This window comes from Rhizobium anhuiense, assembly GCF_003985145.1.
GTDB classification, from domain to species: Bacteria; Pseudomonadota; Alphaproteobacteria; order Rhizobiales; family Rhizobiaceae; genus Rhizobium; species Rhizobium anhuiense.
Genome location: NZ_ML133524.1, coordinates 179,718 through 192,413, shown reverse-complemented (window position 1 = coordinate 192,413; position 12,696 = coordinate 179,718). Strand labels below are relative to the sequence as shown.

8 protein-coding genes and 1 tRNA gene are annotated in these 12,696 nt (G+C 63.5%); 8 read left to right on the top strand and 1 reads right to left on the bottom strand.

The window, feature by feature from the left end:
* The first annotated feature begins 168 nt into the window (after positions 1 to 168).
* Positions 169 to 1,815, top strand: coding sequence for an ATP-binding protein (locus EEQ99_RS14200; RefSeq protein ID WP_047616423.1), 1,647 nt, complete (start codon positions 169 to 171; stop codon positions 1,813 to 1,815).
* A gap of 150 nt (positions 1,816 to 1,965) precedes the next feature.
* Here EEQ99_RS14200 and EEQ99_RS14195 read toward each other — a convergent pair whose 3' ends face one another.
* On the bottom strand, positions 1,966 to 2,280 hold the full coding sequence (locus tag EEQ99_RS14195) for a DUF1236 domain-containing protein (RefSeq protein WP_097543003.1): 315 nt from the start codon (positions 2,278 to 2,280) through the stop codon (positions 1,966 to 1,968).
* A 326-nt stretch (positions 2,281 to 2,606) separates the two neighbouring features.
* Between EEQ99_RS14195 and bcsN the strand changes: the two genes are divergently transcribed.
* The 7 genes from bcsN to EEQ99_RS14160 all read left to right on the top strand — a co-directional run bounded on the left by bcsN (position 2,607) and on the right by EEQ99_RS14160 (position 12,645).
* Entirely contained in the window at positions 2,607 to 3,587 is a 981-nt protein-coding gene (gene bcsN / locus EEQ99_RS14190) for a cellulose biosynthesis protein BcsN (RefSeq protein WP_097543049.1), read from the top strand.
* Between the two features lie 57 nt (positions 3,588 to 3,644).
* Positions 3,645 to 5,837, top strand: coding sequence for a UDP-forming cellulose synthase catalytic subunit (gene bcsA, locus EEQ99_RS14185; protein ID WP_047616634.1), 2,193 nt, complete (start codon positions 3,645 to 3,647; stop codon positions 5,835 to 5,837).
* On the top strand, positions 5,834 to 8,296 hold the full coding sequence (locus tag EEQ99_RS14180; protein WP_127430642.1) for a cellulose biosynthesis cyclic di-GMP-binding regulatory protein BcsB: 2,463 nt from the start codon (positions 5,834 to 5,836) through the stop codon (positions 8,294 to 8,296). The genes bcsA and EEQ99_RS14180 overlap by 4 nt, the downstream gene beginning before the upstream one ends.
* Complete coding sequence (locus EEQ99_RS14175; protein WP_047616429.1) at positions 8,293 to 9,339, top strand: family 8 glycosyl hydrolase; 1,047 nt, start codon at positions 8,293 to 8,295, stop codon at positions 9,337 to 9,339. The genes EEQ99_RS14180 and EEQ99_RS14175 overlap by 4 nt, the downstream gene beginning before the upstream one ends.
* On the top strand, positions 9,336 to 11,711 hold the full coding sequence (locus EEQ99_RS14170) for a cellulose synthase (protein ID WP_127430641.1): 2,376 nt from the start codon (positions 9,336 to 9,338) through the stop codon (positions 11,709 to 11,711). Before EEQ99_RS14175 ends, EEQ99_RS14170 begins: the two co-directional genes overlap by 4 nt.
* Positions 11,712 to 11,801: 90 nt before the next feature.
* On the top strand, positions 11,802 to 12,470 hold the full coding sequence (locus tag EEQ99_RS14165) for an HAD family hydrolase (RefSeq protein WP_063474284.1): 669 nt from the start codon (positions 11,802 to 11,804) through the stop codon (positions 12,468 to 12,470).
* A 98-nt stretch (positions 12,471 to 12,568) separates the two neighbouring features.
* A tRNA-Pro gene (locus tag EEQ99_RS14160) sits at positions 12,569 to 12,645 on the top strand.
* Positions 12,646 to 12,696: the final 51 nt, after the last annotated feature.

The following is a 12,696-nucleotide window of genomic DNA, read 5'->3' as shown; positions in this document are numbered from 1 at the left end:
TGAAATTCGATGTGCAAAAGCTGGGATGCCGGCCGCGCAACGGCCACTTGCTGCATAATTCCTGAAATCCGAATCGATTTCGGGATAAAATTATGCAGAAATCCAAAGTGTTACAGCGTCTTTTGCGCGTCTGAAAAGACATGGCGGTGCTGTAAGAAGGGGTGTCGGATGGATTTGCTGAGTGCCACGGATTGGCTGCGTCACAGGCCGGGTTTTACCTACCCGCTTGCCGTTGCCTTCGTTGGTCTGACGTTTCTTTTGAGGCTTGCCGCCAGCGACTATCTCTCCGGCTTTCCCTTTCTGAGCTTCCTTCCGGCGATATTGCTCGCAAGTTTCATCGGCGGCGCCGGGCCGGGCCTTGTCGCGGCCATGCTTGCCGCTTTCATCGTCCAGCAATTTTTCGTCGAGCCGCACAATATTTTCTGGCCGGTCAGCGCCGGCCAATGGGTCGGTCTTTCCACTTATCTCATCAATGCCGCGATCATCGTCGGCCTGATGGAGATGATCATTATCGCCCATGAGCGGCAGAGCCGCCTTCGCAACGAGCTCAACAGCTTCAACACGCGCCTCGAAGAGACGGTGGTCCAGCGCACGGCCGAGCTCCGGCACGAGATGGAAGAGAATGCTGCCGCTCAGGCGCAGGTCCGCCAGTTGCAGAAGATGGAGACGATCGGACAGCTGACCGGCGGCGTCGCTCACGATTTCAACAACATGCTGGCGATCATCATCGGTAACCTCGATCTCGCCCAGCGGCGCCTGACCGGCAACGAGGATCCCCGGCTGCTGAATTCCATCCAGAACGCCAAAGACGGCGCGCAGAGGGCGGCCGTTCTGACCGCGCGCCTTCTCGCCTTCTCGCGCCAGCAGCCGCTCGCGCCTGAAGTGATCGACCTCAACAAGCTGGTCGGCGGCATGTCCGAGCTGCTACGGCGCACGCTCGGCGAGCAGATCCGGATCGAGACCGTGCTCGCCGGTGGCCTCTGGCCAAGCTTTGCCGATCTGAGCCAGCTCGAGAACGCTATTCTGAACCTGGCCGTCAACGCCCGTGATGCCATGCCGGGCGGCGGAAATCTGACGATCGAGACCGCCAATACCGAACTCGACGAGCGCTATTCGCGCATGCATTCGGAGGTGGAGGCCGGCCAGTATGTGATGATCAGCATCACCGATACCGGCACCGGCATGTCGCCGGAGGTGATCGAGCGCGCCTTCGACCCGTTCTACACGACCAAGGGACCCGGCAAGGGCACCGGTCTCGGCCTTAGCCAGGTTTACGGCTACATCAAGCAGAGCGGCGGCCACATCAAGATCTATTCGGAAATCGACAGGGGCACGACGGTGAAGATCTATCTTCCCCGTCATGTCGGCGCGACGGACGCCCGCTTGAGCGCCGCCGGCGCTCAGCCGCTTCCTCAGGGCAGCGTCAACGATACGATCCTGGTGGTGGAGGATGATGAGAACGTCCGCACCATGACCGCAGAAAGCCTGCATGAACTCGGTTACACCGTATTGCAGGCGGCAAGCGGTATGGAGGCGCTTTTGCTTCTGGAGGAGAATGCGGCAGTCGACCTGATCTTCACCGATATCGTCATGCCGCAGATGAGCGGACGCCAGCTTGCCGATGTCGTCCAGGAAAAATGGCCGGCGATCCGGATCCTCTACACGACGGGCTACACCCGCAATGCCATCGTCCACAATGGTGTGCTCGATCACGGCGTTTCCCTGCTCGCCAAGCCCTTCAGCCTGGAGCAGCTCGCCCACAAGATTCGTGAACTTCTGAATGTGCCGGTGAGGATGGAAGATGAGCGGACGTGAAGCCGCTAGATCATAATGCCGAAAAGTGTGTGCGGTTTTCGCACGACATCATGTTCTACTCCTTAATTTAGAACAGGATTTAGATTTTAGGCTGGCCGGGCCCAAAAAACATCCTGTTCTAGACGGCCGCACGTCCACAGTTAGATCAGATTATTCCAGGACCTGGATTATGCGGTGCGTCTTCGGGTCGACGATCACGCGCCGCTCGTTGACGACGGTGTAGCCGTAGCCGTCGACGTTGGGCACGGTATGCACTTCGACGGTATCGGGCAGTGTCGCGCCGACTGCGATATCGCCTTCATAGACGACGGACGGCGCGGTTTGCTCCATCACATAGGTGCGCACTTCGCCGGGCAATACCACGGAGCCGGTCGGTGCGGGATCGGTGACGATGACGGTGCTCTGCGCGAAGGCGGCGGAGCTGATGGTCAGCATGGCGGCCGCAGCCAGCATGATCTTGCGCATGGGATATTCTCCTTTTCCTACCCAGACATCAACGCAACGCCGGCCATGCGGCATAGTTCCCCACTGACTTTTGCCGGACGGAGACACGCGCAATGAGAGCGGTTGAGGTGTTGCGAAACTGGTTTGTGCATCATACGGTTGAGCTGTCCGAATAACGTCCAGTGTGATTCCCTCCGGTGATATCAGCGGCTCGTTCTTTTTTACTCTTCATTAACCATGCTGGCGGTTTATGTCGGATGAACGGCCGGGTGGTCGTTGATTCGAAGGTCCGTCGCGTTTCGGTTCGCGAATGGATATCTGAAAAGACGATTGCGGCGGCTCGAAACATGCGTTTGCGGAAGACGATATCGCTGATGGCCGTGGCAGGCGTGATGGCCGGCTGCACGTCGACCGGCGGTGTGCATCAGCCTTCCGGGCCGGAAACCGTGGCGCCTGAAAAGGCGCTGGTCCTGCCGCCGCCGGGCGGCCCGTCGATCGTCAGCGTCGTCGAGCGCAAGCGCGGCAACGGCGTCGAGCAGACGATCTCGCTGTTTACCTCATCCGCCGTGCCCGGTCAGAATTTCCTCAAGGTCCAGTTCCTCGGCGCTTCCGGCGCCAATCCCGGCACCGGCAATGCCGGCTTCAGCATGATCAACGAGAGCGGCATTACCCGCGAGGTGGCCCGCTCGGCCCCCGGTGTGCCGATGGCGACCTCGGCGACCTTCCTGCAAAACGCTTATGGGCCCTTCGGCTATGCCGCCGGCCGCAGCCGCGCAGGCGACACCTGCATCTATGCCTGGCAACAGATCCGGTCGAGTGCCGCCGCCAATACCCAGGCGCGCAATTTCGGCATGATCCAGCTGCGTCTGCGTCTCTGCGATGCGAGTGCTACCGAGCGTCAGCTGCTCGGCATTGTCTACGGCTACACCGTATCAGGCACGTTCGACGGCGAGATCTGGAATCCTTACGGCAATCCGCCGCCCGCCGATGGTGCGCTCGGGCGCAGCGGCGCGCCGATCTATCCCGACGAGGGCGGTTATCGCGCCAGTCCGATGCCGATCGGCTATGAGCCGGCGCCCGCGATTGTCAGCCGGCCGCGGGCAACGCCTCTTCGCAAGACCCCGACCTCGCAACCGGCTCAAGGCGCAGCACCTATGCCCGCGCCCATTGGCCCGCGCGTGCCGCTGCCGGGCGAGGCGCCACAGACGAGCGCAAAGCCGGATGCCGCGCCTGCGCCGAACCAACAATCGGCAAGGGCGATCGGCGTCACCGTGCCTTCGCCGGACTGTATAGGCGACGCGGCCATGACGGCCGCCTGCCGGAAATAGTGAGCATGCCAGGGGCGCCGGAAGGCGCCCTGGTTGAGCAACTTCGAAGGAACGACGATGCGCAAAGCCCGCAGTGTCATCATATGGGCCGTGGTTTCGCTCTGCCTGATCGTGCTGATCACGCTGCCGGTCAACCTGCAGACCCAGCTCATCACCAGCATCACCGTGGTAACCGTCATGGCGGTGATCAAGGTCTTGAAGGGCGAGGGGACGTGGCGCCTCGTGGCGCTTGCCTTCGGCACTTCGATCGTGCTGCGTTATGTCTATTGGCGCACCACCAATACGCTGCCGCCTATGAACCAGCCTGAGAATTTCATTCCCGGCCTGCTGCTCTATCTCGCCGAAATGTATAGCGTCGCGATGCTGGCGCTCAGCCTTTTCATCGTCGCCACACCGCTGCCGCCGCGCCCCTCGCGTGCCGCCAATCCCGGGCGTCTGCCGCATGTCGATGTCTTCGTACCGTCCTATAACGAGGATGCCGGGCTTCTCGGAAACACGCTCGCCGCCGCCAAGGCCATGGATTATCCGGCCGAGAAGCTGCATGTCTGGCTGCTCGACGACGGCGGCACCTTGCAGAAGCGCAATTCCGGCAAGCTGCTCGAAGCCCAGGCGGCTGCCGCCCGCCATATCGAGCTGAAGCAACTCTGTCAGGATCTCGACGTCAGCTACCTCACGCGCGACCGCAACGAGCACGCCAAGGCCGGCAATCTCAACAACGGCATGAAACATTCGACCGGCGAACTCATCGCCGTCTTCGATGCCGACCACGCGCCGGCTCGCGATTTCCTGCTCGAGACCGTCGGTTATTTCGAAGACGATCCGAAGCTCTTCCTCGTCCAGACCCCGCACTTCTTCATCAATCCCGATCCGCTGGAGCGCAATCTGCGCACGTTCGACAAGATGCCGAGCGAGAACGAGATGTTCTACGGCATCATCCAGCGCGGCCTCGATAAATGGAACGCCGCCTTCTTCTGCGGCTCGGCGGCGGTTCTGAGCCGCAAGGCGCTCGAATCCCAGAACGGCTTTTCCGGCATCAGCATCACCGAGGATTGCGAGACGGCGCTAGCGCTTCATGGCAGCGGCTGGAACAGCATCTATGTCGACAAGCCGCTGATCGCCGGCCTGCAGCCGGCCACCTTCGCAAGCTTCATCGGTCAGCGCAGCCGCTGGGCGCAGGGCATGATGCAGATCCTGCGCTTTCGCTTCCCGCTTCTGAAGCGCGGCCTGACGATCCCGCAGCGCTTCTGCTACATGTCGTCTACGCTTTTCTGGCTCTTCCCGTTCCCGCGGACGATCTTCCTGTTTGCGCCGCTCTTCTACCTGTTCTTCGATCTGGAGATCTTCACCGCCTCCGGCGGCGAGTTCCTTGCCTATACGCTGGCCTACATGCTCGTGAACCTGATGATGCAGAACTACCTCTACGGGTCGTTCCGCTGGCCCTGGATTTCCGAGCTGTACGAATATGTCCAGACCGTACATCTGCTGCCGGCCGTGGTCTCCGTCATGCTCAATCCGAGGAAGCCGACCTTCAAGGTCACCGCCAAGGATGAATCGATCGCCGTCAGCCGTCTGTCGGAGATCAGCCGTCCGTTCTTCGTCATCTTTGCGGTACAGATCGTCGCGCTCATCATCACCATCTACAGGATCTATGCCGAGCCTTATAAAGCCGACGTCACGCTCGTCGTCGGCGGCTGGAACCTCATCAACCTGATCATGGCCGGTTGCGCGCTGGGTGTCGTGTCGGAACGCGGCGAGCGCGCCTTGTCCCGCCGCGTCCGAGTTAACCGGCGCTGCGAATTCGGCGCCAACGGCAAGTGGTACGCGGCTTCGATCGAGGACGTTTCCGTCCACGGTGCGAGGCTTCACATCTTCAACAAGCAACTCGACGAGATGCTGGTCGGCGCACTCGGCGAAATCCGCTTCCGACCCTATAGCGGCGCCGATCTGGAAACCCTGCCGCTCATCGTCCGCAACATCGAGCCGTCGGGCGACATCAGCAATGTCGGCTGCCAGTACGTGCCGAAAAGCGCGCTCGACCATCGCCTGATCGCCGACCTGATGTTTGCCAATTCCGGTCAGTGGACCGAGTTTCAGGCCTCGCGCCGCCGCAATCCCGGCCTGATCCGCGGCACCATCTGGTTCCTCGGCCTGTCGTTCTACCAGACGAGCCGCGGCCTCATTTACTTCTTCCGCAGCATGCGGCCGGAGCGGGAAGCCCAGCAGCGGGCGGCAAAGGTCAATGCCGGATGAGAAGGATCGTCGCCGCCTCGCTTCTCCTGCTGAATGCCTCCGCCTTTGCCCAGGCGCAGACGGCGCCCTTCGACATGTCCGGCGAGCGGCCACCCGGGGCATCCGTTACCCCGAGATTGACGCCACCCACGCCGCCGACAGCCCCTGCACCCGCTCCCGGCACGCCTCCGGTTTCCGTAACACCCGCACCTGCAACGCCGGCCGCTCCTGCTCCCGCAGCCGTTCCTCCGACGATTGTCGTCCAGCCGCAACTGGCAGCACCCGCGCTCCAGCCAGCCGCGGCGGCAAATACCGCTGCGCCGCCGCGCTCCGGCGATGTCCGTCGCTATGTCGTGCCCTTTTCGAAACTGGATCTCAGTGGCGAATACGATCGCCGGTCATGGTCGGTCTATCTGACGCCGGAACAGGCGGCGGCCAAGGCAAGCTTTACCTTCGCCTACCAGAATGCGATCGTCGTCGCGCCTGAGGCCTCGGCGGTGACCGTCTATCTCAACAACCGCCCGATCGGCCAACAGCGCGTCGGCTCGCCGGATGGACCGTCGGCCGTCACCTTCCAGGTTCCGCCCGGTTTGCTACAGCCCGGCGCCAATCTCGTCACCTTCGAGGCCGCCCAGCGCCACCGCACCGATTGCAGCATCCAGTCCACTTATGAGCTGTGGTCGAATATCGATCCGGCCGGAACCTATCTGAGCTTTGCCGGCAGGGATGCCGCCCAGCTGTCGAGCGCCGACGCGATCCGCGCCATCGGCGTCAACGGCGCCGGCAAGACCGAGTTCGACATCGTCGTCCCGGCACTGGAGCAGCCGGGAACCACCAAGCCGCTGCTGCGACTGGCGCAGGGCCTGTCTGTGCTGAGCAGCATGCCGAACCAGATCTTTGCCTTCAGCACCGCTTCGCTTCCGGCCGCCGGGCCAGGTAAACTCAGCGTGCTCGTCGGTACCGCGGCGGAGCTGCGGCCGCTTTTTCCGAGCCTGCCGCCCGGCGCCGAAAGTGCGGCATTCGCCGCTTTTGCCACCGATCCGCGCAGCGGTTCGCCGGTGCTTCTGATCAGCGGCCCCTCCTGGCAGGCGGTCTCCTCGGCGATTGATACCATCGTCTCGCCGACCGACAGGTCCTCGGATGTCCGCCGCGACGTGCTCACCACCGAGCGCTGGAGCGCGCCGAACGCGCCGCTGGTCTTTTCCGATACGAACATCGCCTTGTCCCAACTCGGCGTGAAGACCACCGAATTCTCCGGCCGGCGGCTGCGGACCAGTTTCAACGTCGCCGTGCCGGCCGATTTTTATGCCAATGCCTACGGCGAGGCGAAGGTGCTGCTCGACGCCGCCTATACCGATAACGTGCTGCCCGGCAGCCACATCGATATCTACGTCAACGACAACATCGCCTCCACCGTGCCGATCACCACCACCACCGGCGGCATTCTCCGTCATCTGCCGATTCGCGTGACGATGCGGCACTTCAAGCCCGGTCTCAATTCGGTGGCGATCGAGGCGATCCTGATGACCAAGGGCGATGCGGCTTGCGCGCCGGGCGCCACGGCCGGTGCGACGCCGCGCTTTGCCCTGTTCGACACATCCGAGCTGCAGATTCCGGATTTTGCCCGCGTCGGTCAGCGTCCGAATCTGGCGGCAATGTCCGGCACCGCCTATCCCTATGGTCGGGCCACCGAGCCGACGCCGCTCTTTATCGACCGCGTCGATGCCGATACGCTTTCGGCCGCCGCCACGCTGCTCGGCCAGATGGCGATCACGGCCGGCCATCCGATTGCCGTCGACACCGTCGCCTCGCCGAATATGATCGGCGATCGCGACGCCATCTTCATCGGCTCCGTCTCGCAGATGCCGGCCACCGCGTTGTCGCAGGCCAATATTTCGACGGAGAGCCAGGCCTCGTGGCGTCCGGTGGCCGATACGCAGGCGAGCGTCGTCGATACCGGTACGGCCTTTGAGGAATGGAATTCCAAGGTCAGCGGCGGTGTCTTGCACAACCGGATCACGGCTTTCCGCGAATGGGTGTCGCGCAATTTCGATATCTCCCGCAGTTCGCTGCAATTCGTGCCCGGCGCCGAGGAGATTTTCACGCCGTCCAACGTCGACACGCTCCTGGTGGCCCAGGGCTCCAGTCCCGCGGGGGCGGGCGCGTGGACCGTGGTGACGGCGCCGTCGGCGAAGGATTTGCGCGAAGGGCTGGAGGTTCTGACCGCGCAGCTGAACTGGCCGCAGATATCAGGCCACATCACCACCTACTCGAGCAAGACAGGCAAGATCGAGACCGTGCCCGTCACCCGTTTCGATTTCGTGCCGTCCACCCCCTGGTCGATCTCCAATTACCGCTTGATCGCCGCCAACTGGCTGTCGACGAATATCCTCTCCTATGCCTTCCTGCTGGTCGTCTTCGTGCTGCTGATCGGGGTCACCACCTCAAGCATGCTCGGAAGGCTGGGTCGGTCGAAATGAGACGGTTACGCGCGCTCCTGCTTGCGGCATCGGTCGCGCTCGCTCCGGCTGGAGCGCCCGCCGTTGCGCAGCAGGCGATGATCAATGCCGGCGCATGGTCGGCATACAAGGCGAAGTTTCTCGATGCGAGCGGCCGTATCGTAGACAACGGCAACGGCAATATCAGCCACAGCGAAGGGCAGGGCTATGGCATGCTGCTCGCCTATCTCGCCGCTAGCCCCGCCGATTTCGAGCAGATCTGGTATTTTACCCGCACCGAACTGCTGCTGCGCGACGATGGCCTGGCCGTCTGGAAATGGGATCCGAACGTCAAGCCGCACGTCACCGACACCAACAACGCCTCGGATGGCGACATGCTGATCGCCTATGCGCTGGCGCTGGCCGGCACGGCGTGGAAACGCGAGGACTATATCCTTGCCGCCTCCCGCATGGCGCAGGCGCTGCTTGCCGAAACCGTCGTGCGCTCGGCTGGCCGGACGCTCCTGTTGCCGGGAAGCGAGGGTTTTACCGGCAGCGACCGTGACGACGGTCCCGTCGTCAACCCGTCCTACTGGATTTACGAGGCTATTCCGGTGATGGCGGCGCTCGCTCCGTCAGATGCCTGGAAACAACTGTCGGAAGATGGCGTGGCGCTGCTGAAGACGATGCAGTTCGGCCCGCGCAAGCTTCCCGCTGAATGGGTGAGCCTGCGCGGTCAGCCGCAGCCGGCCGAGGGTTTCGACGCGGAATTTGCCTATAACGCCATTCGCATTCCGCTTTATCTCGTTCGCGGCGGCGTCACCGACAAGGCGCTGCTGACCCACCTGCGCGAGGGGATGTCGAAAGACGGTGTTCCTGCCACCTTCGATCTGACCACCGGCCGGCCGAAGGCGGTGTTGCCGGATCCGGGTTATAGAATTGTTAACGATGTTGTGGCCTGTGTAATCGATGGGACCAAGCTGCCGGGCTCGGCCCTGCAATTTGCGCCCGCACTCTATTATCCGTCTACGCTCCAGTTGCTGGGGCTGGCCTATATCGGGGAGAAGCATCCGGAGTGTCTGTGAAGTCTTCTCTCGTGGCGGTTTCAGCGGCAGTCGTGGTGGCGACCCTCGTCACCGGGCTGAAGGATCGTGCCGCTCTGCAGGAACGGTTCGGCCTTGGGCCTGCCGGCAAGCCGGTGCCGGAGCTGATGATGGTGGGCCGCATCAAGCCGGCCGATGCTCCCGGCGGCAATTCCGAATTCAACGCGCAGCTCGTCGCCGACAAGATCGAGGCAATCACCTCCTCGCCGCCGCCGGCACCGGATACCTCCGCGCCGGATGCCGCAGCACAGCAGCCTGAAGCGCCTCCACCTGTGGCATCACAACCTGCGGCACCGCAGACGGCCGCCCCGCCGGCGCCGGTCACGCCCCCCATCGTTTCCGAGCCGCCCGCGCCGCAACAGGCTGCGGCGCCGCCGCCGCCCGCCGTCGATGAAAGTGCGCTTCGTTATTTCGCCAGCCGCGGCGACAAGCTGCGCCTGCAGGCCGAAATCTCCCGCCTTCAGGCGCTCTACCCCAACTGGGTACCGCCGGCCGATCCGCTCGCCGTGCCGCAGAATGGCGACAAACAGCTTGAGGCCATGTGGCAACTCTATTCCGATGGCCGCTATGCGGAGCTGCGCAAGGCGATCGCTGACCGCCAGGCAGCCGATGCCGGATGGCAGCCGCCGGCCGATCTGCTCGACCGGCTCGATGTCGCCGAGGCGCGCGCCCGCCTCATCAATGCGTCCGACCTCAAGCAATATGCAACGGTGCTCGATACCGCTGCCGCAACGCCGAGCCTGCTCACCTGCAGCGAGATCGATATTCTCTGGCGCGTGGCCGAAGCTTTCATCCGGACCGAGAGGACGCAGCGCGGCCAGGACGCCTACACCTATATCCTGAAGAACTGCCCCAATCCGGCCGAGCGGCAGGCGACGGTCGAAAAAGCCTCGACGCTGCTTGCCTACCAGCCGATGCAGGCGCTGCTTGCGCTGGAGAGGCCTGCCAGTGAGGGCAGCAGGGAATTCGATGCGATCCGCGACAACCTCGCCCGGCGCTTCATGGCCGAAGGCAATGACGATCCGAATCTCGCCATCGCGCCCGATTATGTCGCCCGTCTCGAAAAGCTCGCCGCGACCCAGGGGCTTGCCTCGGATGCGCTGCTGCTCGGCTGGTATCAGCTTCGCCGCAACAACGATGCCGATGCCGAGAAGTGGTTCCGCGCCGCCCGCGCCAAGCAAGATTCGGCGGCCGCTTCGCAGGGGCTGGCGCTGGCGCTGATTGCCCGCAAGGCGCCGCAGGAAGCCGAAGAGGTGATGTTCCGCTGGCGCGCCGATTCCGAGGATGCAACATCAACCTATCTCGCCGCCACCGCCAATCTGATGGCGCTGCAGCCGCCGGCCGATCTGGCCGAGGATGTGCTGCATCGCGTCGCCGCCGAAGTCATCGCCCGCAAATACGCGCCGACGGCGCAGCAGTTCGGCTGGTATGCCCGTTCACTCAATCAGTTCCAGACCGCCGCACGCTGGTTCGAGACGGCTCTTGCCTGGAAACCTGATGACGAACCGTCCGCCTATGGCCTTGTCATCACCCGCGAGCAGTTGAGCGACCGCAAGGGCGTGCTCGACCTCCAGCGCGCCTGGGCCGGCCGGTCGACCCGGATCACCAAACTCGAAGATACCTCCTCGCTGACGCCGAATGCGGTCGCGACAGAGAAGGGGACGCTCGCTCCGCAGCAGCCGGTTCAGCCGACGCAGCCGCCGCGTCCGACCGCCGCTCAACCGCTCCCAGCCGAGCAGGGACCTGCACAGAAGCCGGAGCCGGAAGTCGCCGTTGGCGCGGCAAGGCCTTCGCTGCAGACGGTGACTGTCCAGCGCGGTCCGCGCCAGACACGCGGCTGCTCGACGACCATCGATGCAGGGCAGCTCAGCCCGGCCGACGCCCTGTCGCGCGGCTGGTGCCTGATGGATATCAACCGGCCGATGGAGGCGATCTCGGCCTTCGAGGCGGCATTGCAGAGCCCGGCCCGCAAGGTCCGTGAAGACGCGGCCTACGGCCAGAGTCTTGCCTATCTGCGCGCCGGCCTTTCCGGCAATGCTGCCGTCGCGGCCACCAAGGCGCCACAGAACCGACAGCGCGCCGCCGAGCTTCAGGTGGCGATCCTCGCCGACCGGGCGCTTTCGGCCTTCGATGCCGGCCGTTATCGCGAAACCCTGATCTATCTCGATCAGCGTGCCCAGCTGCAGCAGGAACGTATCGACCTGATGGTTCTGCGCGGCTACTGCTACCTCAATCTCAAAATGTACGGCGATGCGACCCGTATCTTCGAAGCCGCTGCCGCGACCGGTAGCCGTGATGCCGCCCGCGGCCTTGCCGACGTCCGCAACGTCACCCATCCGGACGTCAACGACTGACGTTGACGCCGCCGCCGCTCTCCGCTACTCGCCTGCGCAGGGGCCGCCGCGGCCTCATGCTTCCCGGCCTCATGCTTCAAGGAAAAGCCCGTGCCCGCTCGCCATGACGTCCTCGACAGGTCCTATGATGCCTTCCTCTTCGATATGGACGGAACCCTCCTGAATTCCATCGCCGTCGTCGAACGCGTCTGGAGCGACTGGGCAAGACGCCACGGCTTCGAACCGGAGGTTTTCCTGAAGACCATCCACGGCATCCGCGCCTCCGACGTCATCCGCGGGCTCGGCCTGCCCGGCGTCGATCCGGCCCACGAGTCGGATCTGCTGCTCGCCGAGGAGATGGAGGATGTCTCCGGCATCGTCGAAATCCAGGGCGCCATCCGCTTCCTCTCCGCCATTGCCGATGGCAAATGGGCAATCGTCACCTCGGCGCCGATCGAGCTCGCCAGGCGCCGCATGGCTGCCGCCGGCATCCCGATGCCGAAGGTCATCGTCAGCGGCCAGGAGGTCAAATCAGGCAAGCCCAGCCCCGAAGGTTATCTGCTCGGCGCAAGCCGCCTCGGCGTCGATCCCGCGAAATGCCTGGTCTTCGAAGATGCCGTCGCCGGCATCCTCGCCGGTGAAGCCGCCGGCGCCGACGTCACCGTCATCACCGAAACCCACGCCACTCCATTCGAAACACCGCATTTTTCGATCGCCAACTACCAGGCATGGCAGCCCATTCAAACCGCTGAAGGCCGATTGGCACTCGCCGCGATCTGAGCATTCGCACAAACCGCTTCCTTTTTGTGGGAGGCAAGGTTTTTCCGCTTGCATTGCACGCGCTGAAAAACTAAACGAAGCAAGCCGTTTCGGCAGGTCGGGGCGTAGCGCAGCCCGGTAGCGCACTTGACTGGGGGTCAAGGGGTCGCTGGTTCGAGTCCAGTCGCCCCGACCATTTATCCCCTTGAAATCCCAGTCAGAATGTCACTTTCTTCGTCCCGCCGGC

Bases quoted from the DNA above. Each gene is read 5' to 3' on its own strand.
- EEQ99_RS14175 (WP_047616429.1), top strand. From the start codon at position 8,293: ATGAGACGGTTACGCGCGCTCCTGCTTGCGGCATCGGTCGCGCTCGCT.
- EEQ99_RS14195 (WP_097543003.1), bottom strand. From the start codon at position 2,280: ATGCGCAAGATCATGCTGGCTGCGGCCGCCATGCTGACCATCAGCTCC.
- bcsA (WP_047616634.1), top strand. From the start codon at position 3,645: ATGCGCAAAGCCCGCAGTGTCATCATATGGGCCGTGGTTTCGCTCTGC.
- EEQ99_RS14200 (WP_047616423.1), top strand. From the start codon at position 169: ATGGATTTGCTGAGTGCCACGGATTGGCTGCGTCACAGGCCGGGTTTT.
- bcsN (WP_097543049.1), top strand. From the start codon at position 2,607: ATGCGTTTGCGGAAGACGATATCGCTGATGGCCGTGGCAGGCGTGATG.
- EEQ99_RS14180 (WP_127430642.1), top strand. From the start codon at position 5,834: ATGAGAAGGATCGTCGCCGCCTCGCTTCTCCTGCTGAATGCCTCCGCC.